The organism is Filomicrobium insigne (genome assembly GCF_900104305.1).
GTDB lineage: Bacteria > Pseudomonadota > Alphaproteobacteria > Rhizobiales > Hyphomicrobiaceae > Filomicrobium > Filomicrobium insigne.
The window spans coordinates 176,506-200,206 of record NZ_FNJC01000005.1 but is presented as its reverse complement, the minus strand read 5'-3'; the positions used below and the strand labels follow the sequence as shown (position 1 = coordinate 200,206).

The following is a 23,701-nucleotide window of genomic DNA, read 5'->3' as shown; positions in this document are numbered from 1 at the left end:
ATTGGCGATGTATCGCTACGATGAATTCGACGCGGCTTTTGTCCGGAGCCGCACGGCGCAGTTCCGGGACCAGGTGGCACGCCGGCTGGCGGGTGAAATTTCGGAGGAGCAGTTCCGGCCACTGAGACTGCACAACGGTCTTTATCTTCAACTTCACGCGTACATGCTCCGTGTCGCTATTCCATATGGCGTGCTGTCAGCGCGACAGCTCGAGCAGCTCGCGCGTATCGCGCGCAAGCACGACCGTGGATACGGGCACTTCACGACGCGCACCAACATTCAGTTCCACTGGGCGAGGCTTGAAGAGACGCCTGACGTTCTGGATCTGCTGGCTGACGTCGATATGCACGCGATCCAGACGAGCGGAAACTGCATCCGCAATACGACGACGGACCCTTACGCCGGTGTCGCTATCGACGAGATCGAAGACCCTCGCGTTTGGGCCGAGATCATTCGCCAGTGGTCGACCGTACATCCCGAGTTCCTGTTCCTGCCGCGCAAGTTCAAGATCGCGATTACAGGTGCCGCGGAAGATCGGGCGGCGATCCTGTATCACGACATCGGCATGCGCATCGTGAAAGGGAAAGGTGGCGAAACCGGTTTTGCGATTTATGTCGGCGGCGGCCAGGGACGGACGCCCTACGTTGCGGAGGAGCTGAGGAGCTTCCTGCCGAAGGAGCAACTTCTGTCTTATCTCGAAGCGATTATGCGCGTGTACAATCTGCACGGTCGCCGCGATAATCTTTACAAGTCCCGCATCAAGGTTCTCGTCAAAGCGCTAGGCATTGAGGAATTCCGCCGCCAGGTCGAGGAGGAATGGTCGAAGATCGATCATGTCAGTATCGATCTGCCGCAAGAGGAATACGACCGTATCGCGGCCTACTTTGCCCCGTTGCCTTTGGTTCCCGGACCGATCACCGACGCAGGCGTCGAGAAGCGACGGCGTGAAGATGCGTCGTTCGATTCCTGGGTGCGGAACAATGTGCTGCCGCATCGTGTTGCCGGGCATGTCATCGTCAACATTCTCTTGAAGGAACCGGGTAAGGTTCCCGGTGACGCAACGGCCGATCAGATGGAGGCTGTGGCAGCGCTGGCGCGTGCATATGGCCACGATGAAATCCGCGTGACGTATCAGCAGAATTTGGTTCTGCCCAATGTCGCGCTCGTCGATCTCGTCAAAGTGTATGACGGGCTCGTTGCTGCGGGAGTCGCCGTGGGCAATTACGAGCTCATTACGGATATCATTTCGTGCCCGGGTCTCGACTATTGCAACCTTGCCAATGCGCGATCGATTCCGGTGGCGCTGGAGATTGCGAAGCGGTTCGCCGATCAGAGTGTGGCGGAAGATATCGGCCGGCTTCGGCTGAATGTCTCTGGCTGCATTAATGCCTGTGGTCATCACCACTCCGGCAATATCGGCATTCTGGGCGTCGATAAGAAGGGTACCGAACACTATCAGATCACGCTCGGCGGTAGCCCGGGCGATGACGCTGAGGTTGGCACCATCCTCGGTCCAAGCTTCCCGGCTGAAGCTGTGCCGGATGCAATTGAAACCATTGTTGCGACGTATCGCGCGCATCGCCGTGAGGGCGAGGTGTTCCTCGCGACCTACCGTCGTATTGGCCAGGCTCCGTTCAAGGAGGCGCTTTATGGAGCGCCCAACTCCGGAGCTTCGTCTCGCAAACAATTACAGGAGGCTTGAGAATGCCGATCTATCGAGGTGGAGCCTTTGTCGATGATACCTGGCGGGTGCTCGGCGACGATGAAGTCGCGGATCGCGGAGCGCATGTCATAGTTTCACTTGAACGGTGGCGTTCCGAGCCGCAGCTCAGGACTGGCAATGTTGGCGTCATCCTGCGCGCAGGCGAAGAGCCCGACGTCATTGCTGACGGTCTGGTGGACGCGCCGCTCATCGTCATCACGTTTGCCAAGTTTACGGATGGACGCGGCTATTCAGTGGCCCGTGCGTTGCGGGAACGTCATGCTTTCAAAGGTGAGATCCGCGCGACGGGTGACGTTCTTCTCGACCAAATCCCGTTGATGTTGCGGTGTGGGTTCGATGCCTTCGAGATTACGCATGGGCCGACGATCGCGGCGTTGGGGCGTGGGTATTTGCCGGGACTAGCGCTGAGTTATCAGCGTCCAGTCGGCGGCAGTCGCAGGTATTCAACCGTAGTTCGTCCTTCTCAAGCGTCACGCCAGGTTGCGCAGGAGCAAAACGATGGTGCAGGTCAAGCTTGAACGGAGGGCACCGGAATCGGTTTCGGTTGCCAAACTCGATGCCGATATTGGAAAGCTCGAGACCCTAGAGGCGCGGATCGCATTTATCGGCCGGGCGATTGAAGGACGTATCAGCTTCTCCACCAGTCTCGGATTGGAGGATCAGGCGGTCCTTCATGCAATCGCACACGAACAACGAGTGTTCGATGTCTTCATGTTGGACACCGGTCGCCACTTTCCGGAAACGCTCGAGACGCTGGACGCCAGTCAGTTGCGCTATGGGCAGATGATCCGGATGGTCTCGCCGGATGCCGGCGAGACCCAAGAGCTTATTGCGCGTGACGGTGTGTTCGGTTTCAGAACGTCGATCGATGCTCGAAAAGCCTGCTGTGTCGTTCGCAAGGTGCGTCCGCTTGCGGCAACTCTCGCCGGGGCTGCGGCCTGGGTTACGGGACTACGCCGCTCGCAATCCCAAGGCCGCAATGAGGTGTCATTCGCCTCTTGGGATGGTGCGATGAATCTCATCAAGATCAATCCAATCGCGGATTGGTCTCTGGATCGCTTGGAAGCTTACATCTCTGACAATTCGATCCCAGTGAACACGCTTCACGCGCGTGGGTTTCCCTCTATCGGGTGTCAGCCGTGCACGCGCGCCATCAAGCCGGGTGAGGATATCCGTGCCGGACGCTGGTGGTGGGAGAACGAAGACGGCAAGGAGTGTGGTCTGCATTCGCGACCTGCCCGCCTCCCTTCCCAGGAGAAGCCGGCGCCCACGACCTGCTAGCCGGTCGTTGCCGGTTGTTCGAAATTTTTTCGCTCTTCGGTCAGGAAAGAAGTCGTCGGTATGACAGCGCCTATTTCACACCTTGATTTGCTCGAAGCGGAAAGCATTCATATTTTCCGCGAGGCTGCGGCACAGTTCCGTAAGCCTGTTCTGCTCTACTCTATCGGAAAAGATTCCACGGTTCTGCTGCATCTCGCGCGCAAAGCGTTCTGGCCGCAGGTTCCACCGTTTCCACTGCTTCACGTCGATACGACGTGGAAGTTCCGCGACATGATCACGTTCCGGGATGCGACTGCGAAGAAGTACGGACTCGATCTTCTCGTACATACCAACCAGGATGGTGTGGCGCAGGGCATCAATCCGATCGACCATACGCCATCGGTTTACACGGACATTATGAAGACGGTGGCGCTGAAGCAGGCGCTCGACCTTCATGGGTTTGATGCCGCATTCGGAGGAGCGCGGCGCGACGAAGAAGCGAGCCGTGCGAAGGAACGCATCTTTTCATTTCGCTCAACCGGACATCGCTGGGATCCGCGACGGCAACGACCTGAGATGTGGCGGTTGCTGAACGGGCGACTTGGCATGGGTGAGACGGTTCGCGTCTTCCCGCTCTCCAACTGGACGGAGAAAGACGTCTGGCGCTACCTGCTGCGCGAGAAGCTCGACGTTGTCCCACTCTATCTGGCGGCAGAGCGGCCCACTATTGAGCGCAACGGCCAGATCTTGGTTCTCGACGATGATCGGATGCCGCTTTTACCGAGCGAACAGGTGAAATTGCGCAGCGTTCGGTTCCGCACGCTGGGCTGCTGGCCGCTGACGGCCGCAGTTCCCTCAACTGCTACGACGATGGAGGCGGTCGTTGCCGAAACGCTTTCAGCGCGGACGTCTGAGCGGGAAGGGCGGTTGATCGATCACGATCAAGCCAGTGCGATGGAGAAAAAGAAGCAGGAAGGGTACTTCTGAGATGCATGCTTCGGAGCTGACGCCGGACGACCCCGCCAAGACGGGTGCACCGGTTGTGTCTGAGTTCGCTGCCGAGAAAGTGCTCGGTGCGGCACCAAATGAAAGTTTGCGCATCCTGACCTGCGGTTCGGTTGATGACGGTAAGTCGACGCTCATCGGCAGATTGCTTTGGGATGCATCGGATCTCGCTATCGATCAGCGCGAGATGATCGAACGCGGAGCGGAAAGCGCGGGCGCTGGGCCTGATTTCTCCCGCCTTGTCGATGGTCTTGCCGCCGAGCGCGAACAGGGCATCACGATAGATATTGCGTGGCGAACCTTTGACACAAACCAGCGGCGCTTCGTCATTATTGATAGTCCGGGCCACGAGCAGTACACGCGGAATATGGCGAGCGGCGCCAGTCATGCCGACGTTGCGATCATGCTTACAGATGCGCGTCACGGTGTTAAGCCGCAAACGCGACGGCATGCTGCCATTTTGGATCTTATGGGCGTCAAGCACGTCATCCTCGCCGTCAACAAGATGGACCTCGTTGACTGGTCGCAGTCTGTCTTCGACGAAATCGCAGAAGAGTTTCGTGCTCTGACGTTGCGATTTGGATTTCAGAACGCGGTAAGCATTCCGGTTGCTGCGGTCAGCGGCGACAATGTCGCGACGCGGTCAGCGCGGACGGAATGGTATCGCGGGCCGACTTTGCTGGAGCATTTAAATTTTTTGCCGCCACGGGCTGCAGTTGTCGCGGGCGCATTCCGTATGCCGGTGCAGATGGTGCTGCGTGATGGTCGAGATTTTCGGGGGTTGGCGGGTACGATCAGTTCCGGTCGCGTCGAGATCGGCGATGAAGTCGTCGACGTTCTGAGCGGCAAACGTGCGCGGGTCCAACGCATCGCGACCTTCGATGGTGAACTCACATCGGCTGAGCCCGGACGGGCGGTGGTTATCGGGCTCGATAGGGATATCGACGTCGCGCGTGGACACGTTCTTGCAGCAGCTGTTGCGCCGCCTTCTCGCGCCGATGGTTTGACTGCCCAGTTTGTCTGGCTGGCGGAGCAATCTTTTGATGCGAACGCCGGTTATCTCTTGCGGACCGCTACGGACCTGGTGCCCATCGATAGCGTTGAGCTTGCGGCGTTGATGGACCTTGAGACGCTGACAGTCCGCCCTAGCGCCGTGTGCACGACGAACGACATCGCGGTTGCGAAGATCGCGTTGGGACGTCCTGTTGTTCTCGACGCTTTTACAGAGAATTGCGAAACCGGTGCATTTGTGATCGTCGATGCTATCACTGGGGCATCGGTCGCTGGCGGAATCGTATTGGAACCTTTCGGTCAAGCCGAGCGTAGTTCCGGCGCGCAGTTCGTTCTCGACAGTACGCGGCTGGCGGCCGGACTTTGCCGCGATCTTGGCAATAGCGCCGAGGATCGCGCGGAATTTAAACGACGCGCAGCCGAGGTCGCTCTCATTTTGAGGGCTGCCGGCGTGAAGACGTCAATAGACGTCTAGGTCACTAGCTACCGCGCAGAAACATCGCAGGGTGCCGCCGTGTGGGAAGACATCCTGATCTACGTCGCGATCGGATTTGTGGCGCAGATGGTCGATGGTGCCATCGGGATGGCATTTGGGATCGTCTCGACCAGCGTTTTGCTCAGTGCGGGCGTTCCTCCTGTGACGGCAAGTGCGTGTACGCATGCTGCGGAGACGTTCACCACCGCAGCTTCAGGTATCGCTCACTGGCGGGTCGGTAACATCGATTGGCGGCTGGTGCGGCGGCTCGCTCTGCCTGGAATGATCGGGGGAGCGCTCGGCGCATATCTGCTGTCGGAAGTGCCCGGCGATGTGATCCGGCCGTATATCAGCGTCTATTTGTTCATCCTTGGCGTGCTGATCATTTTGCGGGCGGCACGTAACGCTCGTTCCCGCAGCAATATCGGGCATCGGCATCTTCTTCCATTGGGCTTCTTCGGAGGTTTCCTCGACGCGGTCGGCGGCGGTGGTTGGGGTCCGATGGTTGCGACGACGCTCATCGGCCGTGGGGCTGAAGCCCGTTACGCAATAGGTTCGGTGAACTTGGTCGAGTTCTTCGTGACGGCCGTGATTTCAGCGACGTTTCTCGTCACCGTTGGATTGGAACTTTGGCCGATTATTGCCGGCTTGGTGGTTGGAGGCGTTATCGCCGCGCCTTTCGCGGCTCTCGCGACACGATATTTGCCAGAGCGGTTGCTTATGATCGTCGTCGGGCTGATGGTTTCAGGCCTGAGCGTTCTCTATCTCATTAGAAAACTTGCACCGTAGAATTTATGTCTGCGAGAACCCTCATGCATGCATCATTCCCAGATACGTGGATCCTTGTCTCGCTCGGGGGGCTGTTGGTTGGGTTTCTGATCGGGATGACAGGTGTCGGTGGCGGTTCGGTCACTACGCCGATGCTTATTTCCGGATTCGGTGTCGCCCCGGCACTCGCCGTAGGGACGGACCTGCTCTTCGCATCGATTACGAAGGCAAGCGCGGCGTGGCGTCATCACAAGTATGGGAATGTTGATTGGGCGATCTTCGGCTACCTCGCGTGTGGCAGCTTAACGTCCACACTCATCACCTTGGCGTGGCTCAAGTTTGCACACCCTGACACGACCCTTCTGGCTTCGGTCATAAGGACTGTATTAATCGGTGCGCTCGTTGCCAGTTCGCTTGCTGTCTCGTTGGTACCATGGTGGCTGCGACGGCATGGTAGCCAGGGGACGCCGGAGATGCGCAGTGCGCCACGTCCCATTCCCACTGTTCTTTACGGCCTACTAGTTGGCGCGTTGGTTACGCTGACATCGGTTGGTGCGGGCGCGATTGGTGTTGCGATCCTGATCATGCTGTATCCCAATCTTGCAGCGCGCCGGATCGTGGGAACGGACATCGTGCATGCGATCCCTCTCGCTTTCATTTCCGGCGTTGGTCATCTGTCGATGGGCAATGTGGATTTTGGACTTCTCGGTGCTCTGCTCATCGGTTCAATTCCCGGCATCATGCTTGGGTCGCGACTTGTTGGTGCGTTCCCCGACTGGCTGTTGCGGCTGCTTTTGTCGGTGGTTCTGATTTATGCCGCATATCTCCTTTATACTTTCGCGCATTAGGTGATTTTGAGAATCACTTTGTTTCCGTGCGTCAATTGCATGGGGGCCAATTCCCCATCTGTTTGAAAGTTGTGACCGCTTTCCCGTGCCGCGAATGCGACGTGGACGGGCTTGTACGAATCGGGACACTTTCGCTTCTCGTTACCGGGGCACTGGTCTTGCTTTTCACGACCCCGCGGACGTCCAACGTGTTGCGTCCCCACGAAATTTTTCGTGTCAACTTTTTGGGGTTTTGTGTGTCATGGCTATTGATGCTCTCGTTAAACCATTGATGAACGTAGCAATTTTTCAGGGGCTGAAGCCGCTCCAAATTACCGAGATTGCGCGACGGGCCGAGCGTGTCGTCTACAGACCTGGACAGGCCATTATCGAAGAAGACGTTGATGGTGATGCTGCTGTTCTCATCGTTTCAGGCGATGCTGTGCGCATTTCCGGTCCCGGTTGCGAAGGAGCTCCCAGGGAAATTGCCCAAGGGGCATTGCTGGGTGAAATGGCAATGCTGATTGAGACGCAGCACTCCTCCACTGTGATCGCACGTGGAAGTGTGCGCGCCCTACGCATCACCCGTGCCGATCTTCATGCGCAAATGGAAGAAGACCCCGCCGTTGCCGATCATTTCGTTGGAAAAATCACAGGACGCTTGACGCGTCTCGCGCAAGAGCTACGGACAGTCGATGCCACTTTGGGTGGCGGGCAAGAAAATCTCGCGGATGCGACGGTTCATTGACGCAGTCGGCTGTACGCGGGCCGTTCACCAAGTATTATTTCTGACATGAGATTTAAAAAGTGAACGCCCAGTCCCGGGGGGAGGGACTGGGCGCTCTTGCGCTCTCGCGCGCGATGCCGGGAGGGAAGCCGGCATCACAGGCTGCGTCTTCGGCTAGACGGGGGGCACTACCGAATACAGGGTGACGCGCCTGACTAACTCCAATTTAAGCGCGAAACAGGCTTATGCAATAGGTGCAATAAGCCATGATCACGAAAACGTGAACAAGAATCGGCTGTTTTCCCCTGCTCAATTGTTGCCCAGAGTCCGAACAGACACACTTTATGTGCAGCGAATGCAGTTTTAACTACTGCTTGAAGGGGTTATTAACGGACTTTATTACGAATTTACTCTTCTCGACGGGCTCGTCACGAACAACATCGGCGACCTGTACGCGCGTGTCCAACCCTTGAGCGTCAGTTGTAATCCATTCCTTGAGCTGCATATCAGGGGTTTTGGACATAATCAGGGTAATCCGGCCCGTCGCATCAGGACTTTTGTCCTCCAGGGCCAATAGAAGTGACTCCCCAATTTGCTGGACTTCAACGATGCGCGCGTCACGCATCAGGTCCACATCCTTGCCAAGAAGAATCCGAAATGGCGTTTGGTCTAGAGCAACGCGATCCTCAGAATCGACATCTGGGTCCTGGATGGCGAGGTATGTCCCGTCAGAAATGATGAGCTGGCGCGAGGGCCGGTCGTAGTTAAAGCGGAACATCCCCGGCCGCATCATGAGGAAGTTTCCCTTCATGACTTTGCCGTCCGCTGCCGTCTGCACGAACTCGCCTTTCAGCGTTTTTAGCTCGTTGAAATATTTGGAGACCGAATTGACGTCCTGTGTCTGCTGGGCATCGAGCGCAATGGAGCTCGAGCCATCCGGGGCGACCTGTGCGCTCCAGCCTGGTCCGACGGGTGTGGCCGTTGCGTTCTTGGCGGGGTCGGCGGCAAGTGCTGTTGCGCTGAAGGCTGTCGCCAAGACGAGCGCGCTTGCGAGCGATGGAAAGTGTTTCATGGTCTCAGTCCCTCCCCCAGGTCCCCGTTAACTGTATCGTGCAGTGCCACAAGAAAGGGCATACAGTCCAGTGTGATTCCTTGAACAATGCGACAAGATCGGGGCGGTTGGGGTTATTCCATCCGTTATGGGGTGAGATAAGGATGCCCACACGCAAATATACCACGGTCAAAAAGCTGATTACGATAGTTCAAGCCCAGCGAGGAGAAAGACGCGGTCGGCTAGCGCGGGCATAGTTATCTTCTTGTGGGGCTCTTGGTTGGGGCTCCGATTCAGCTCCAGCGATGCGAGCCATGAGATCCGCATCATAGTCGGCTGTTCCAGCCGACCGTAGAAACTCAGCAACGGCTTGGACTTCATGAGAATCCACTCGGGCGCTATGAATGCGTGCGCAGTGCCCACTGCCGGACGAGAGCAACATATCGTCTCGATCGAGGAGTTGTTCGGCGCCTGAGCCACCCAGAACAAAGCGACTGTCCGCTTTTGTCGGCGTTTTGAAGCAGATCTTGGTGCGAAGATTTTTGATCAGCGTGTCGGTGAGAACGTCTGGCGACATTTCCTCTGTCGCCAGAACCAAGTGAATCCCTGCTTGCTGAGCCATAGTAGAAATGCGCCGGAACGCAGCTTCGAACTTTTCGGACGCCGAGCGCGCTATGCCGGCGAACTCATCGATCACAACAACGATGTAAGGCATCGTCGCGAGGTCCATCTGCTCATGTTCGTAGATGGGCTCACCAGTCGATCTATCGAATCCCGTATTGACCGTGCGCGAGATCATCTCACCGCGCTTTTTGGCGTTGATTACCCGGTTGTTGAAAATGTCAATGCTGCGCACTGAGAGCTTGGACATCCGCTTGTGGCGCTCTTCCATTTCAGCAACGATCCATTCGAGGGCTGCGATGCCCTGAAGCGGATCTGTGACGACAGGCGCAAGCAAGTGCGGAACGTCGTTGTAGTTCGACAGTTCGATCATTTTCGGATCGATCAGCAGAAGCCGGCAGGCGTCCGGACCGTGGCGATACACGATCGACTGAATCATCGCATTGAGCGCGGCCGTTTTTCCCGAGCCGGCCTGTCCGGTCACGAGTAGATGCGGCATCCGGGTGAGGTCAGCGACGACCGGCGTACCCTCTATGGATTTGCCAAGCGCAATAGGCAGCGGTCCATCGAAACGGCGGTAGGTATCGCTTTCAAAGATTTCCCGCACGTGGACGGTTTCACGCCGAGGATTGGGAATTTCGATGCCGATCGCGCTGCTGCCGGGCATCGCGGCAATCCTTACCGTGGGGACAGACATGGCGCGTGCGATATCGTCCGCGAGTGCGACGACCCGAGAGGTTTTTGTGCCGCGCTGGGGCTCGAGTTCAAACAGGCTAACGACAGGCCCCTGCTTGATCTCGCGAACCTCGCCATTAATGCCAAAATCTCGCAGGACATCTTTGAGCATACGGGCGTGGGCTCGGCTCACGGTTTGTGTGAATTCAGGGCCGGGTCGCCCCGTCGGTGCGGGATCAAGGAGGTGAACGGACGGACGCTTATAGCCGATGCGGGCGCTGGGTTTGTAGCACAACGAGCCTAGGCGGCGTTTGCGTGTGTCCTCTTCCGTAGAAATGGTCTCGGCGATTGGCGATGGGGTGATGGTTGGAACAGCTTCCCAAGGCGCCGGTGTCGATCGTGTGCGGTTACGCTCGACCTCGTCGTCTTCGCTTGAGGATTTGTGCAAGAATGACTTCATGAGTTTGCGCGCAGGCGAAGCGGTTGCGCGCGCAGCGGCTGAAGCGTTTTTCATCAGCGTGGGGGCGAGTGTCGGTTCGTCGCTCACTTCGATTTCGGACGTTTCCTCGCTGAGTAGAGTCGGAGAGGATTTCGCACGAGAAGTTTTTTTCGGTTCCCAGTTTTTTCCCGTCGTTGGCGGCTCGGCGTAGGCGGCGTAGCCTTTGCCTTGCCGGTTTGCAGGCGCGAAACGTCTTGCGATGGCGGCGCTGTCGTCATCGGTATCGAGATCGAATTCGGGCTCACGTTGCGTCGGCGTGTCCGTTTCCCATGAGCCCGAGGATGGTTTGGATTTTTTGACAGGTGGTTCTGTTGCCTGAGGCCGTAGAGACGGCGGCAGGTCATCGATCTCTTCGTCCTCAGATTGTTCACGCGCAGGCGCGCGCTCGTCAAACGAACGCATCAACGTAGGAGCGTCGTTGTCTCTAGATTTGCGCGCCATTGGCTTTCGGACGGGCGCTGCCGGCCGTTCGGGTGTGAAGGTTGCCTCCACTTCGTCCACGGATTCCGGCGCAAGAGACTCGAGCTCGGGTTCGGCTCTTGGTTCGGCAAAGGGTGCGGAAGAAAAACTCGGCTCGCGGCGTTCTGTAAGACTGGGCTCTTGCGGCGTCTCAACCGTGGTTGTCACGGGCGTCAAGGCATTTAGGCCAGCTTTGAGCGCCTTTGAGATATCCTTGAGTTCGATCCCGATTGAATAGGCGAGCGCGGCGAAGCCAGCTGCAAACAGTGCTGCGCCCGCAACAGGTGCGATCGTGGGGGAAATCAAGGTTGCCAGAATGAGGTGGCAAAGGCCGTAGATGGCGTCACCTAGAATGCCGCCAAGGCCTTGCGACATTGGCCAGACCTGTGGTGGCGGCAGCGAGGCAAAGGCGCTTGCCAATGTGAAGATCGATAACGGAAAGAAAGTCAGCTTTGTCCGGAGGTCGCGAATGCGGCCAGACAGCGCGAGTTCTGTTCCCCAGAACATCGGCGCCAGAAGCGCAAGGATGGACGTGAGGCCCAGGCTTTCCAGGAGAAGATCGGAAAGGATGGCACCCGGATAGCCTAAGACGTTGGCGGGAGGGGCGCTCGTAATGTGTGTCAGGCTGGGGTCGGCTGCAGACCAGCTAATAAGGCTGGCCCAGACGGCTGCGAGGACGATGAGAACGGCAAAGCCGTAGACACGCGAAATACCACCGCGCAAACGTTTCTCCAACGATTGTGGGAGAAGTCGCTCGGTTTCACTCACATGACTTTTGTACTGGTACTGGGGCAACATTACTCAGACGAACGCTACGCGAAAACATCGACTATTCGTTCCAGCGCCTGTCTGATCGTTTCCGGGCTTTGCACCAATGCCACGCGCACGAAATCTGCGCCTGGATTGATGCCGTCGCGACCGGTTTGAGCGAGATAGGCACCAGGCAGTACCTTGACACCCGCACGTTTCCATAGGGTTACCGAAGCGTCGATTCCGCCACCAAAATTGCCGAGATCGAGCCAGAGGAAGAATCCGCCAGCCGGGCGGGTATAGCCGTAGCGTGTGCCGAGCACCTCGTCACATACGTCGTATTTCTTTTTATATGCCAGACGGTTAGCTGCTACGTGGGTTTCGTCCGCCCATATTGCCGCTGATGCAACTTGAATCGGTCCTGGCATTTGTGGGCCGATAAGGTTGCGAATTGTCGCAAGCGAGGCGAGAAATTTTTCGTCGCCCGCCATGAAGCCGGAGCGCATGCCTGGCAGGTTCGATCTTTTGGACAGGGAGTTAAAAACTATTAGGTTGCGAAAACGTTCTGGTGTCGCGGCTGCAACCGTGAGAGCACCGACGGGTGGCTCATCGGAATAAAGCTCCGAATAGCACTCATCGAAGAACAGCATGAAATCGTAGCGCCGGGCGAGGTCCAGGGCACGCGCAATATATTCCGGCGTGGCTACGGCGCCCTGCGGATTTGCGGGCGAGCAAAGGTAAAGCGCGCAGGTGCGTTTTAGCAGGGACGCCTCTGAAGCTAATGCTTCAAGATCGGGGAGCTGGCCGGTGGCTTTCGTTGCGTTGAGGTAGACCGGTTCCGCGTTGGTGGCGAGGGCCGCGCCGATATATGCCGCGTAATATGGATTGCACATAAGTATTGCGGGACGCGTACCTTCAGGCTGCCGCTTGCGGCCGACGGCAGGGAGTGCGGCGTAGAACAAGCCTTCACGTGAGCCGTTGCATGGGAGAATAGACGTTTCCGGATCGATCCCGGGCTTCAATTTAAAACGACGGTCGATCCATGCGGCAATCGCTTGGCGTAGCTCATCGGTGCCACGAATGGGTGGGTAGTTCGCAAAACGTGCCTGAGCGTCAGCAATGGTTTCGGCCACGTGGGCCGGCATGGTTTCGCGCGGCTCGCCCAACGTCAAATCGATGATGGGTTCGCGGCCCGGCGGGAAGGGAGCGAGAAGTTCGCGGACATGGCTGAAAGGGTAGGGGATGGCGCCTGATGCAAGGCGCTCAAGGCCGGTCAGCTCATTCATTCAGAAAATCCCTGGCATGGTCGGCTTCTACGCTCGCACATGAGACGATGTCTGCCCTCCTCTCTTTGCCTGTAATGCCGTTTGGGATCAAATGCGACCGGTGCGCACGTCGAGTTCCGGATTGGCAGAGATATTGTGGATCGTCAGGTCTGCGCCGCGGCGTTGTTCTTCATCGCTCATGCGGAAGCCGAAGATCAGGTCTACGAGCGTGTAGACGATGAGGCCGGCGACCAGTCCGTAAGCGGAGCCCAGGAGCGAGCCGACAAACTGCGAGGCGAATGTCACGCCGCCGATCCCGCCGAGCGCTTCCGTTCCAAAGATCCCGCAAGCCAGCCCACCCCATAGGCCGCAAAGTCCGTGCAGCGGCCAGACACCAAGTACGTCATCGATCTTCCAGCGCTGGGTGGCGAGTTGGAAAAACTGGACGAAGATGAAGCCAGCGATTGCGCCTGTGACGAGTGAGCCGACTGGGTGCATGACGTCGGACCCCGCGCACACAGCGACAAGGCCTGCGAGGGCACCGTTGTGCACAAAGCCCGGGTCGTTACGGCCGACGATGAGGGCGGCCAGGATCCCACCGGCCATGGCCATCAGGGAGTTCATGGCGACGAGGCCGGAAATGGCAGCGACGCTTTGGGCGCTCATGACGTTGAAACCGAACCAGCCAATGCAGAGCATCCAAGATCCCATGGCCAGCCAGGGGATCGATGACGGTGGCGTTCCGGAAACGCCAGGATGGTCGTAGCGACCACGCCGCGGGCCGAGGCGCAGGATAGCGCCGAGCGCTGCCCAACCGCCAAATGCGTGGACAACGATCGACCCTGCAAAATCATGGAAGTTGGCGCCGAGCATGCTTTCAAAGAGTGTATCTTGAAGCCCAAAGTTGTTGTTCCAGACGGTTCCCTCGATCAGGGGGTAGGCAAAGCCGACGAGTAGGGCCGTCGCGGCGCACTGGGGTACGAACCGCGCACGCTCCGCGATGCCGCCCGATACGATGGCGGGGATGGCCGCAGCAAATGTGCATAGGAAGAAAAACTTGACCAGCGTCAGACCCTGGGGGCCGAAGCCTTCGGCGCCTCCCGTTAAAGCGGACGCACTGACCAGAAATGTGATCCCGTAAGAGATCCAAAAGCCGATGAAGAAATAAGCAACGGTCGAAATCGCGAAGTCGACCATGATTTTTACGAGCGCATTGACCTGACTGAAGTGGCGGACGGTACCGACCTCAAGGAAGGCGAAGCCGCCGTGCATCGCGAATACAAGTATCGCGCCCATCAATAGGAAAAATACGTCAGAGCCCTGTTGTAACTGTTCCATGGTGCCCACCCCTTGAAAAAGCTTTGTTGATTATTCTGCGTGCATTTCGCTTCCCAGAAAGGCGGCTGATTGCACGTGGCCAAAGCAATGGTCAAGGGTAGGATTGCCGTATAGGCGGGCAATATAAATAATTGCTCGATATTTAGTCTTCCGCCTACTTTTTCACCTCTATTTTGATTTGTTTTTGTGCGCTTGATCGGGTGTTGAAGGCTAAATTTTGAGCACTAGCGCACGCGGCGAGGGTTCTTATAGAGGTCGGATTCCTGACGTTCGAGGGCTGGGGAAATCCGGCCATCGATCACGTCATGCCAAAGCCGCCACATATGCCAGCGTGCCTGCCGGTTGAAGATGATGAGACCGGAAAACAGTTTCATCACAGTCAGCAGCTTTTTGTCAGCATGTTCGCTGCGAATGGCGCCCTTCCATTTGCCGGCAATGGAAAGAATTTTGCCATCAATGTAGCCGATGGCTTTGTTGTGCTCGTCATACAGCGTGTAGTCGCCACCAATGTTGATGAGCGCCCGCTCAAGACGGAAGAATTTGGGCGTTCCATCACTGACGATGAAAAACGAAAAGTGCTCAGGAAGAAACGGCCATTTGAGCGCCGATCGTTCGAGATAGATCATGAAATTGTCGTCGTGGGTGTTGATGGAATAGGCCATCACCGGCACACCGCGAGCCCCCAACGTGAGTTGCAGGCTGCGACCGACCATGAGGTCCATCGTTGCGCGCCAATTGAGACTGGGCGTGAACAGCTTGAAGACCAATCTGCGGTCCATGCCCTTCGCGTCTTTCCAGAGATCCTTGCGGTAACCGAGAAGACCCGTCCGCTCGCCATTCTCAATGACCTCGGCGTAGATATCCATGTCAGATGAAAACTGCCGGGATTTGGCGCGGTTACGGGAATGTTTGTAGATGCCGAACTCTGTCGGATTAAGGTCAGTCAGCCAGACGTCTACGACAAACTTCTGCCAGGTATCGCTCGAGGTGGACGCCTTGGTAATGCGACGAGACGGCTTCTTTTCGGGTTCGGTTTTGGCGCTGCGCTCGAGAACTTCGGCCCGAGCTTCGCGCGCAGCCTCGTTGGCAGCTTGTTCAGCTTCTGCGGCGACGCTTTGTGCGATGCCTTCAGTCATGGGGCCTCCGATATCATGAAACGCACGCACAGTTTTCGAATCAGTGTGGAGCCTAACATTCCAGTCGGGAATACAACCGCGTAGGCGCAACTCGTCCTCAGAAGAATCTTGGTCTTCTGCTCGGGGCGTTGTTTAGAACGTGTTCAGACGCGGGCGCCGAATATGGCTGAGCCGACACGAACGTGCGTAGCGCCGAGTTCCACTGCGGATTCAAAATCGCCTGACATCCCCATGCTGAGGCCAGGGAGATCCAGTTCGCGCGCCAGCTTGGCCAGAAATGCGAAATGAACCGCAGGCTCTTCGTCAACGGGAGGAATGCACATGAGGCCCGTGATCTTGAGGCCGAACTCGTTTTGGCACTGATCGAGGAATTGGGCCGTATCGCGCGGTAATACACCGGCCTTTTGAGGCTCCTCACCTGTGTTCACCTGAATGAAGAGCTGAAGTTCCTTATTTAGCTTCGCTTGCTCTTCGGCAATAGCCTTGGCGATTTTGGGCCGATCGATGGAATGAATGGCGTCAAACAGCGTGACGGCTTCCTTGGTTTTATTGGACTGCAACGGTCCAATCAAATGCAGGGTTATATCTGGGAACTTGTCACGCAAGGCTGGCCATTTGCCGGCGGCTTCCTGGACCCGATTTTCGCCGAAGTGGCGCTGGCCGGCGTTCAGAACGGGCAGGATTTCGTCTGGGCCGAAGGTTTTGGAGACGACGATCAGCTCGATGTCAGCCGGGGAGCGACCGACGTCTTTCGCGGCGGCGGCGATCTTATCTTTGACGGCGCGTAAGCCTTGATGATCGGCGGAGATCGTATCGTCGGTCGTCATTTTGATGATCTGTCAGCTTTCTATGTTCGAACCCAATGGGGCTCTAGCACGTTTCCGGGCGGTGTAGTCCATCCGACCCGATTTTCATCATTTAATATAAGGACGTGCCATGCTGACCTTGAAGGATGCTCGACGTGTCATCGAAGCCGCCGAGAAAAAGGCTGAAGAAATCGGACAACCCATGAATATTGCGGTTGTCGACGCTGGTGCGCAATTGCTCGCACACATCCGGATGGATGGAGCCTGGATCGGCAGCATCGATATCTCGATCAACAAGGCTTTTACGGCGCGTGCGTTCGATATTTCGACGGAAGAGCTCGCGCGGAATAGTCAGCCTGGTGATCAGTTTTTCGGGATTCACGCGTCGAACCAAGACCGCGTGATGATTTTCGCAGGCGGTATTCCGCTTAAAGGCTCCGATGGCAGCATTGTCGGCGCGATTGGTGTCAGCGGCGGCAGCGGTGCGCAGGACCAGGCTGTGGCCGAGGCGGGTGCGGCAGCCCATACCTGCTAGACGGTTTGTGTGGGGGACGCTGGACCTTAAAAGCACGCCTTATCCGAGCGTTGGCGGCGGGTAAGGCGTGAACGTATTTTCGTCGCGCGCCATCAGGTAGAGATACTTGCGATGGATGAAAATCTTGCTCCTGCCGACCTTATGCTCCTTGAGGATGCCGATGGCCGCGAGCTGTTTCAGATAGACGGCCGCCGTTTGGCGTTTGGCGATCCCCGACCGCCCGAGATGCTGAATGCGTGTGTAGGGCTCAATGAAGATGAGTTCGGCGAGTTCGGGCGAATAGATTTTCGGTGCGTAGGTTTTGATATGATCGGCGGTCATATCAATCATCGCTCTTGTCGCTCTTAGCTTGCCATTGGTCCAGATTGCAGACTGTTCGATGGCGGTCAGCATGTAGTCCAAAAACGGTTCCCACTCGCCGGTTTCCGTCACCTTCGCGAGGCTGCGGTCATAGCTGCCCTTGGTCGCCAGGAGATGCCGGCTGAGGTAAAGCACTGGCAAATCAATCAGGCCAGTGTTCAAGAGGCCCATCAAGGTTAGGATGCGGGCGGCTGGCCCCGTTGCGAGGGCAAAGGGTTGCGCGGAGGTGAAGAGATAGTGGGAGACCGCGAGGTGCACCAGCGGGTCGATATCCTCGGATTCGGTCTGGAAGCGCGCCCAGTCAGCCAGAAGATGCGTGAGCCGATTTTCGCTTGGTGGTGTGAAGCCGGCCTCCAACGTTAGCGCGTGTGCCAAGGTTGCGGCGGTGACGATGGAAAGGCGCTGGTATTTCGACGCGGCCGCGGCGGCGATCAGGGCTGCCCGACACCGGAGAATTTGGCGCGTGGCATCGTCGTCTTTGACGCGCAGTCCGTTTGCGGCTTTAAAAAGCGGATCAATGGCCGTTACAACGTTCGCGATTTGGCAGCTGTCCTTCGCTTCCAGAAGCGCGAAGGTGCTTGCACAGGCGGCAGGGTCCGAAAATGTCTTCCCGGCATAGCGTAGGTCGGCCAGGGCGGTTCGTGCTGCAACGCATTTTTTCAGGATTGATCGGGTTTCGAGCTCAACAGCCTGAGGAATCACGGGGCGCGGTGGGGAGGCGGATTCCGGGGGGGCGAGCATGAGACAGAATAACCTGGGCCAGAAGGGTCATGTCGACGTACGCAATTTTTCTCGACATATTCGTGAGGCTCGTCAACGCGCCGACATATATGTGTCGATGAAATGGGATACTTATCGACATGATTGCGTAGTTCAGGGCCTGTAAATCCGCCCACGCATGCGGATATGTCGCTTCGTCGCCGTCCATTCGACCTATCGAATTCCCAGTTTCACCGTCAGCCCGCCTTGACCGACGGGTTTGTTTGGCGCTCATTACCGCCGCCATTGAACGAACCGTTAAGAGACCGATAAGCCTCATGGGAAATGAACGTTACAACGCGCCTGCGCGCGAAAAGCACTGGCAGCAGATGTGGGAGGAGGCTGGTGTCTTCACGGCCTCGAACAACGATGAACGGCCCAAGTGCTACGTTCTAGAGATGTTCCCGTACCCATCGGGCCGCATCCATGTTGGACACTCGCGCAACTACACAATGGGAGATGTGTTCGCGCGGTATAAGCGCGCCCGGGGTTTTAATGTCCTGCATCCAATGGGTTGGGATGCGTTCGGAATGCCGGCCGAAAATGCGGCGATGGAGCGTAAAACGCATCCGGCGCAGTGGACGTACGCCAATATCGCAGCGATGCGCCAGCAACTGAAGTCCATGGGGCTTTCTATCGATTGGCAGCGCGAATTCGCGACATGTGACGTCAATTACTACAAGCAGCAGCAGAAGCTGTTCCTGGATCTTTTGAAGAAGGGCCTCGCCTACAGACGGTCTGCAAAGGTCAACTGGGACCCCGTGGATCATACCGTTCTGGCGAACGAACAGGTTATCGACGGTCGTGGGTGGCGTTCGGGTGCCCTGGTCGAGACTAAGGAGCTGACGCAGTGGTTCTTCCGGATCACTGAATATGCAGATGAGCTGCTGGAAGCGCTCAATACGTTGGATCAGTGGCCGGAAAAAGTGCGACTGATGCAGGCCAATTGGATTGGCCGATCGGAAGGCATGTTGGTGCGCTGGGCTCTTGACCCAGCAAACGCGCCCAAAGGCATTAGCGAAGTCGAAGTTTATACGACGCGGCCGGATACGTTGTTTGGCGCGTCCTTCTTGGCTGTGTCACCTGATCATCCGCTTGCACTGGCCGCGGCTGCGGATAATCCAAAGCTCAAAGAGTTCTGCGACGAATGCCGTCGCCAGGGAACCTCCGTCGTGGAGTTGGAAAGTGCGGAGAAGAAGGGCTTCGATACCGGACTCCGCGTTCAGCATCCTCTGGACAAAGATTGGTTGTTGCCGGTTTGGGTCGCGAACTTCGTGTTGATGGATTACGGGACGGGCGCAATCTTTGGCTGTCCTTCGGGCGACCAGCGCGATTTGGATTTTGCCCGCAAATACGATCTGCCGGTCAGACCCGTGATCTTGCCGCCGGGCGAGAATGCCGAGACCTTCGCGATCGGTGATGAGGCCGTCGATGGTGACGGCTCGATGATCAATTCCGATTTCCTCGATGGACTAGATCCCAAATCTGCATTCGAGAAAGTTGTGGACCGCCTCGGCGCTATGACGATCGGGGGGCGGCCGGTTGGTGAGCGCAAGGTCAACTTCCGCCTGCGTGATTGGGGTATTTCGCGGCAACGCTATTGGGGGTGCCCGATCCCCATCATTCACTGCGAGAGCTGCGGGGCGGTACCGGTACCCGATGATCAGCTCCCGGTGGAGCTCCCAGCAGATGCAACGTTCGATAAACCGGGTAATCCGTTGGACCGGCATCCGACGTGGAAGCACGTCACGTGTCCGAAGTGTCAGGGGCCGGCTGTGCGAGAAACCGATACGATGGATACGTTCGTCGATTCATCGTGGTACTTCGTGCGCTTTACTGCGCCTGATGCGGACACGCCTGTGGATGCGCGCGCTGCGCAGTACTGGTTGCCTGTGGATCAGTACATTGGCGGGATTGAGCATGCGATCTTGCACTTGCTCTATTCTCGCTTCTTTTTCAGAGCGATATCGGATGCTGGCCAAGGCATAGGGCAGTTGCGAGAGCCGTTCCGCGCGCTGTTCACACAAGGCATGGTGACCCACGAAACGTACAAGTCGCAGAACGGCGAATGGTTGTCGCCGGATGAGGTGAAGATTGATGGCGACGGTAAAAACCGAGCTGCGCGCCACGCGGTGAGTGCGAACCCCGTTACGATCGGGCCCATCGAGAAGATGTCGAAGTCGAAGAAAAATGTCGTCGATCTCGACGCATTTGTTGGCGAGTACGGCGCGGATACGGCTCGTTGGTTTGTGCTGTCGGACAGTCCGCCAGAGCGCGATGTGATCTATACGGAGGTCGGCGTTGAGGGGGCCCGCCGATACGTGCAACGCGCTTGGCGGTTGATCGACGAGATCGCGCAAAAAACGCCGCAACGCGCGGATGTCATGCCTGAATTCGGCCCCGAGGGCATCGCATTGCGCCGGGCGGCCCATAAGACGCTTCATAGTGTAGGCGGGCACATCGAGGGGCTGCGGTTTAACGTTGCTGTGGCGACGCTCTACGAATTTACCAATGTGCTCAGTTCGACCCTACAGAAGTCGGAAGACGGGCTCGATTGGGCCCTGCGGGAAGGGGCTGAGCTGTTGGTGCAGATGATTGCACCGATGATGCCACACCTGGCGGAGGAATGCTGGGCGCGGCTCGGTTACAACACCTTATTGGCCAAACAACCTTGGCCCGTGGCGGAACCGGCCTTGCTCGTTGACGATGTTATGACCATTGCCGTACAGGTGAATGGCAAGCGGAGGGACGAGCTTACCATAGCGCGGAGCGCCTCCAAGGAAGAGATCGAGGCAGCCGCTTTGGCCTTGGAACCGGTTACTCGCGCCTTAGAAGGCAAGCCGGTGAAGAAGGTTATAGTTGTGCCGCAAAGGATCGTTAATGTCGTTGCCTGAGGCGCTTCGTGCGTCGGGTTCGGTCGCCGACAGGATCGGAGAGTCCAGCCGGATGTGCAGCAGACGGTCGGTTTTTAGAGTGATGGCGGTCGCGGTACTAATCGCGCCGCTGGTTGCTGCCTGTGGCCCCGGCGGTTTTCGTCCGATGTACGCAGACTTGAACGGCACCGGCAGTTTGTCGGAGAGGTTGGCGCAAGTTGATATCGCACCGATCCCAGGCCGTGTTGGTCAGCAGCTTCGCAACGAGCTGATCTTCCAGGCTCGAGGAGGCGGCAACGCTTTGCCGCCGGAGTATCGCTTGGAAATTGCTATTCGCGAAAGTGTAACGTCAACGCTCGTGCAGCGTAGTGGTGACTCTCGCGGTCAGATCTACAGTCTTGATGCATCGTTCCGGCTGATCCACCTCAAGGATAAGAAGGTAATCTTGTCGGGCACGAGCTATGGGCGTGCCGGTTTCGAGCGTTTCGACTCCATTTTCTCTAACGTTCGCGCGCGTCGTGACGCGGAGGACAGAGCCGCCGGTACTGTGGGCAACGACCTGAAGTCACGGTTGTCAGCGTTTCTTGCGACACAGGCTTAAGTTCCGTTTTTTCGGGACGCTATTCGTTTGTCGTGCGGCAGATCAGCGAGCCGGTTGATTATGGTCGCTATTAAAAGTCATCAATCTGCGAGTTTTCTGAAATCGCCCGACGCCAAGATCACGGCGTTGCTCTTCTACGGCACGGATGCCGGGCTTGTCTCGGAACGCGCCCGACAGGCCGCGGATGCATGGGCGAAGCGCGAAAACCCACCCGGTGAAATTTTAAGAGTTGATGAGATGGATCTGGACGGAGACCCAGGTCGTCTTGCGGATGAACTTCTGACGGTCGCTATGTTCGGCGGGCGTAAAATAGTTCGTACGAGCACCGGACGGCGTATCAACGCCAATCTGCTCAAACCGCTTGTCGCTGAGACAGCTCTGCCCAGCGTTTTGATCGTAGAGGCAGGAAATCTGAAGCCGACGGATGCGCTTCGAAAGATGTTCGAGCAGCCTGCACATGCGGCCGCAATCGCGTGTTTTCCGGATGAAGAACGCGATCTTGGCGCGGTGGTCGATGAGGAGATGAAGGCGGCCGGGTTGACGATTTCCGCACCGGCTCGTGACAGCCTCGTTGCTCGGCTTGGCGCGGATCGGGCGATGTCGCGCGGAGAAATAGAAAAGCTGATCCTTTATTGCTCGGGGCGTGGCAAAGTTGAAGTTGAAGATGTCGAGGCGATCGTGGGGGACGCCTCTGAACTTACAATCGATCGCATTGTGCTCGCCGCCGCGGGTGGACAAGGTGATCGGGCTGTCAATGAATTCAGTCGGGCGATAGCCGCAGGAGAAAGCGCGCAAGCTATCATTCTCGCCCTCCAACGGCATTTTATGCGACTGCATCGCGTGTGTACGCAGATTGATGCCGGCCGGCCCGTTGCCGATGTCATGCGGAGTTTTCGGCCACCGCTCCATTTCAAGCAGAAAGATGCGCTCACGGCACAAGCGCGTATGTGGACGGTGCAGCGGTTGGCGCAGGCTCTTGGGGCGATTCAAGCCGCGGCCAAGACCGCGCGGCACAATGGTGCTCTGGAAGATATCGTCGCTGAGCGCCTCGTGTTGTCGCTGACCCGGCTGGCGCGTGCGAGCGGTTATTCGGGCCGCTAAACTTGCTCTGCGAAGCTGAGTGCCTATAGTGCCGCGCAAATCGTAAACAATTCGAGAGGTAACATGACCGGACTCCGCTACGACGTAATCGGCATTGGCAACGCTATTGTTGATATTATTGGGCGCTGCGATGAAGAGTTTTTGGCGCGTCATGAAGCTCCGAAAGGAAACATGCGCCTCGTTGATGCGGAAACGGTGGCAGCGATCTATGGTGACATGGGGCCGGGCGTTGAGATTTCTGGTGGTTCGGTCGCCAATTCCATGGTCGGTATTGCTTCCTTCGGAGGCCGGGCGGCGTTCATCGGAAAAGTCGCTGATGATGACTTCGGCAAGGTCTTTGCGCACGACATTCGCGCGGCGGGGGTTGAATTTTCCAGCTCACCCGTTAGCGGCAAGGCGCCGACGTCACGCTGTCTCATCCTGGTGACGCCAGACGGCGAACGCACGATGAACACATACCTGGGCATCTCCACCGACCTCGATCAGGGCGAGGTTGATCCCGACGCCATTCGTGCTGCTGGTATCGTTTATCTTGAGGGCTATCTGTTCGATCAGCCGGAGGCCAAAGCGGCTTTCCGTCAGGCGGTCGAGATTGCGCGCAGTGCCGGGCGCAAGGTGGCTCTGACATTGTCAGATGGTTTTTGTGTCGATCGTCACCGTAGCGAATTCGTTGATCTGATCCGTGACGGTATCGATATTCTGCTCGCCAACGAGGATGAGATCACATCGCTTTATCAGACGGAAGATTTTGAGGATGCTGCTCAGCGTGTGGCCGTCCATACGGAGCTTGCTGCTCTGACACGCAGCGAGAAGGGATCGGTCATCATCTCCAAGGGCCAACGGATCGAGATCCCCGTTCATCCGATTGAGCGGCTCGTGGATTCGACTGGAGCTGGGGATCTCTATGCGGCCGGTTTCCTGTATGGCTTGGCAACGGGCAAGGACCTTGCTACCGCTGGCCGACTTGGTTCGTGTGCGGCAGCTGAGATTATCAGCCATGTCGGTGCGCGGCCGGAAACTCAACTCAGCACTTTAGCAAGAGAGTTGGCTCTTTCAGCCTGAGCGGGCGAGATAGA

20 protein-coding genes are annotated in these 23,701 nt (G+C 57.5%); 13 read left to right on the top strand and 7 right to left on the bottom strand.

Annotated features, from left to right (window positions below; all coding sequences use genetic code 11):
* Nucleotides 1–7 precede the first annotated feature (7 nt).
* From BLS30_RS16855 to BLS30_RS16820, 8 genes are all read left to right on the top strand, one after another.
* Complete coding sequence (locus BLS30_RS16855; protein ID WP_046476967.1) at nucleotides 8–1,702, top strand: nitrite/sulfite reductase; 1,695 nt, start codon at nucleotides 8–10, stop codon at nucleotides 1,700–1,702.
* A gap of 2 nt (nucleotides 1,703–1,704) precedes the next feature.
* Nucleotides 1,705–2,241, top strand: coding sequence for a DUF934 domain-containing protein (locus BLS30_RS16850; protein ID WP_090230553.1), 537 nt, complete (start codon nucleotides 1,705–1,707; stop codon nucleotides 2,239–2,241).
* Nucleotides 2,222–3,004 carry a phosphoadenylyl-sulfate reductase gene (locus BLS30_RS16845; RefSeq protein ID WP_090230551.1) on the top strand — a complete coding sequence of 261 codons (783 nt, stop codon included), beginning with the start codon at nucleotides 2,222–2,224 and terminating at the stop codon, nucleotides 3,002–3,004. The genes BLS30_RS16850 and BLS30_RS16845 overlap by 20 nt, the downstream gene beginning before the upstream one ends.
* Before the next feature lie 60 nt (nucleotides 3,005–3,064).
* Entirely contained in the window at nucleotides 3,065–3,970 is a 906-nt protein-coding gene (gene cysD / locus BLS30_RS16840; protein WP_046476965.1) for a sulfate adenylyltransferase subunit CysD, read from the top strand.
* 1 nt (nucleotide 3,971) lies between these two features.
* On the top strand, nucleotides 3,972–5,474 hold the full coding sequence (locus BLS30_RS16835; protein ID WP_090230548.1) for a GTP-binding protein: 1,503 nt from the start codon (nucleotides 3,972–3,974) through the stop codon (nucleotides 5,472–5,474).
* A gap of 39 nt (nucleotides 5,475–5,513) precedes the next feature.
* Complete coding sequence (locus tag BLS30_RS16830; RefSeq protein WP_197540881.1) at nucleotides 5,514–6,263, top strand: sulfite exporter TauE/SafE family protein; 750 nt, start codon at nucleotides 5,514–5,516, stop codon at nucleotides 6,261–6,263.
* A gap of 23 nt (nucleotides 6,264–6,286) precedes the next feature.
* A complete protein-coding gene (locus BLS30_RS16825; RefSeq protein WP_090230545.1) occupies nucleotides 6,287–7,090 on the top strand; it encodes a sulfite exporter TauE/SafE family protein in 804 nt (267 codons plus the stop codon).
* Nucleotides 7,091–7,331: 241 nt separating this feature from the next.
* Nucleotides 7,332–7,817 (top strand): cyclic nucleotide-binding domain-containing protein, encoded by a 486-nt coding sequence (locus tag BLS30_RS16820; RefSeq protein ID WP_046476955.1) that lies wholly within the window; start codon nucleotides 7,332–7,334, stop codon nucleotides 7,815–7,817.
* 346 nt (nucleotides 7,818–8,163) lie between these two features.
* Here BLS30_RS16820 and BLS30_RS16815 read toward each other — a convergent pair whose 3' ends face one another.
* The 6 genes from BLS30_RS16815 to BLS30_RS16790 form a co-directional block, all read right to left on the bottom strand.
* Nucleotides 8,164–8,868, bottom strand: coding sequence for a LolA family protein (locus tag BLS30_RS16815; protein WP_090230542.1), 705 nt, complete (start codon nucleotides 8,866–8,868; stop codon nucleotides 8,164–8,166).
* A 190-nt stretch (nucleotides 8,869–9,058) separates the two neighbouring features.
* Nucleotides 9,059–11,824, bottom strand: a complete 2,766-nt coding sequence (locus tag BLS30_RS16810; protein ID WP_170832504.1) for a DNA translocase FtsK — start codon at nucleotides 11,822–11,824, stop codon at nucleotides 9,059–9,061.
* Nucleotides 11,825–11,913: 89 nt separating this feature from the next.
* Nucleotides 11,914–13,137, bottom strand: coding sequence for an aminotransferase class I/II-fold pyridoxal phosphate-dependent enzyme (locus tag BLS30_RS16805; RefSeq protein ID WP_046476952.1), 1,224 nt, complete (start codon nucleotides 13,135–13,137; stop codon nucleotides 11,914–11,916).
* Nucleotides 13,138–13,224: 87 nt separating this feature from the next.
* Nucleotides 13,225–14,454, bottom strand: a complete 1,230-nt coding sequence (locus BLS30_RS16800; RefSeq protein WP_046476950.1) for an ammonium transporter — start codon at nucleotides 14,452–14,454, stop codon at nucleotides 13,225–13,227.
* 224 nt (nucleotides 14,455–14,678) lie between these two features.
* Nucleotides 14,679–15,590 (bottom strand): hypothetical protein, encoded by a 912-nt coding sequence (locus BLS30_RS16795; RefSeq protein ID WP_046476947.1) that lies wholly within the window; start codon nucleotides 15,588–15,590, stop codon nucleotides 14,679–14,681.
* 143 nt (nucleotides 15,591–15,733) lie between these two features.
* Nucleotides 15,734–16,417, bottom strand: a complete 684-nt coding sequence (locus BLS30_RS16790) for a YggS family pyridoxal phosphate-dependent enzyme (RefSeq protein WP_090230537.1) — start codon at nucleotides 16,415–16,417, stop codon at nucleotides 15,734–15,736.
* Between the two features lie 109 nt (nucleotides 16,418–16,526).
* On the opposite strand from BLS30_RS16790, the gene BLS30_RS16785 reads away from it, so the two are divergent.
* Nucleotides 16,527–16,931, top strand: a complete 405-nt coding sequence (locus BLS30_RS16785) for a GlcG/HbpS family heme-binding protein (protein WP_046476942.1) — start codon at nucleotides 16,527–16,529, stop codon at nucleotides 16,929–16,931.
* 39 nt (nucleotides 16,932–16,970) lie between these two features.
* Here BLS30_RS16785 and BLS30_RS16780 read toward each other — a convergent pair whose 3' ends face one another.
* Complete coding sequence (locus BLS30_RS16780) at nucleotides 16,971–18,032, bottom strand: Fic family protein (RefSeq protein WP_090230534.1); 1,062 nt, start codon at nucleotides 18,030–18,032, stop codon at nucleotides 16,971–16,973.
* Between the two features lie 296 nt (nucleotides 18,033–18,328).
* Between BLS30_RS16780 and leuS the strand changes: the two genes are divergently transcribed.
* The 4 genes from leuS (at nucleotide 18,329) to BLS30_RS16760 (ending at nucleotide 23,687) form a co-directional block, all read left to right on the top strand.
* Nucleotides 18,329–20,944, top strand: coding sequence for a leucine--tRNA ligase (gene leuS, locus BLS30_RS16775; RefSeq protein ID WP_046476938.1), 2,616 nt, complete (start codon nucleotides 18,329–18,331; stop codon nucleotides 20,942–20,944).
* Nucleotides 20,931–21,524, top strand: a complete 594-nt coding sequence (locus tag BLS30_RS16770) for an LPS assembly lipoprotein LptE (protein ID WP_082101009.1) — start codon at nucleotides 20,931–20,933, stop codon at nucleotides 21,522–21,524. The genes leuS and BLS30_RS16770 overlap by 14 nt, the downstream gene beginning before the upstream one ends.
* Before the next feature lie 60 nt (nucleotides 21,525–21,584).
* Nucleotides 21,585–22,625 carry a DNA polymerase III subunit delta gene (holA, locus tag BLS30_RS16765; protein ID WP_046476936.1) on the top strand — a complete coding sequence of 347 codons (1,041 nt, stop codon included), beginning with the start codon at nucleotides 21,585–21,587 and terminating at the stop codon, nucleotides 22,623–22,625.
* Between the two features lie 63 nt (nucleotides 22,626–22,688).
* Nucleotides 22,689–23,687, top strand: a complete 999-nt coding sequence (locus BLS30_RS16760; protein WP_046476934.1) for an adenosine kinase — start codon at nucleotides 22,689–22,691, stop codon at nucleotides 23,685–23,687.
* Nucleotides 23,688–23,701: the final 14 nt, after the last annotated feature.

Excerpts from the sequence above, each read along its gene's own strand:
- BLS30_RS16770 (WP_082101009.1), top strand. The coding sequence starts at position 20,931 with ATGTCGTTGCCTGAGGCGCTTCGTGCGTCGGGTTCGGTCGCCGACAGG.
- BLS30_RS16855 (WP_046476967.1), top strand. The coding sequence starts at position 8 with ATGTATCGCTACGATGAATTCGACGCGGCTTTTGTCCGGAGCCGCACG.
- BLS30_RS16780 (WP_090230534.1), bottom strand. The coding sequence starts at position 18,032 with ATGCTCGCCCCCCCGGAATCCGCCTCCCCACCGCGCCCCGTGATTCCT.
- BLS30_RS16825 (WP_090230545.1), top strand. The coding sequence starts at position 6,287 with ATGCATGCATCATTCCCAGATACGTGGATCCTTGTCTCGCTCGGGGGG.
- BLS30_RS16805 (WP_046476952.1), bottom strand. The coding sequence starts at position 13,137 with ATGAATGAGCTGACCGGCCTTGAGCGCCTTGCATCAGGCGCCATCCCC.
- leuS (WP_046476938.1), top strand. The coding sequence starts at position 18,329 with ATGGGAAATGAACGTTACAACGCGCCTGCGCGCGAAAAGCACTGGCAG.
- BLS30_RS16850 (WP_090230553.1), top strand. The coding sequence starts at position 1,705 with ATGCCGATCTATCGAGGTGGAGCCTTTGTCGATGATACCTGGCGGGTG.
- cysD (WP_046476965.1), top strand. The coding sequence starts at position 3,065 with ATGACAGCGCCTATTTCACACCTTGATTTGCTCGAAGCGGAAAGCATT.
- BLS30_RS16845 (WP_090230551.1), top strand. The coding sequence starts at position 2,222 with ATGGTGCAGGTCAAGCTTGAACGGAGGGCACCGGAATCGGTTTCGGTT.
- BLS30_RS16785 (WP_046476942.1), top strand. The coding sequence starts at position 16,527 with ATGCTGACCTTGAAGGATGCTCGACGTGTCATCGAAGCCGCCGAGAAA.
- BLS30_RS16800 (WP_046476950.1), bottom strand. The coding sequence starts at position 14,454 with ATGGAACAGTTACAACAGGGCTCTGACGTATTTTTCCTATTGATGGGC.
- BLS30_RS16835 (WP_090230548.1), top strand. The coding sequence starts at position 3,972 with ATGCATGCTTCGGAGCTGACGCCGGACGACCCCGCCAAGACGGGTGCA.
- holA (WP_046476936.1), top strand. The coding sequence starts at position 21,585 with ATGGTCGCTATTAAAAGTCATCAATCTGCGAGTTTTCTGAAATCGCCC.
- BLS30_RS16760 (WP_046476934.1), top strand. The coding sequence starts at position 22,689 with ATGACCGGACTCCGCTACGACGTAATCGGCATTGGCAACGCTATTGTT.
- BLS30_RS16795 (WP_046476947.1), bottom strand. The coding sequence starts at position 15,590 with ATGACTGAAGGCATCGCACAAAGCGTCGCCGCAGAAGCTGAACAAGCT.
- BLS30_RS16820 (WP_046476955.1), top strand. The coding sequence starts at position 7,332 with ATGGCTATTGATGCTCTCGTTAAACCATTGATGAACGTAGCAATTTTT.
- BLS30_RS16815 (WP_090230542.1), bottom strand. The coding sequence starts at position 8,868 with ATGAAACACTTTCCATCGCTCGCAAGCGCGCTCGTCTTGGCGACAGCC.
- BLS30_RS16790 (WP_090230537.1), bottom strand. The coding sequence starts at position 16,417 with ATGACGACCGACGATACGATCTCCGCCGATCATCAAGGCTTACGCGCC.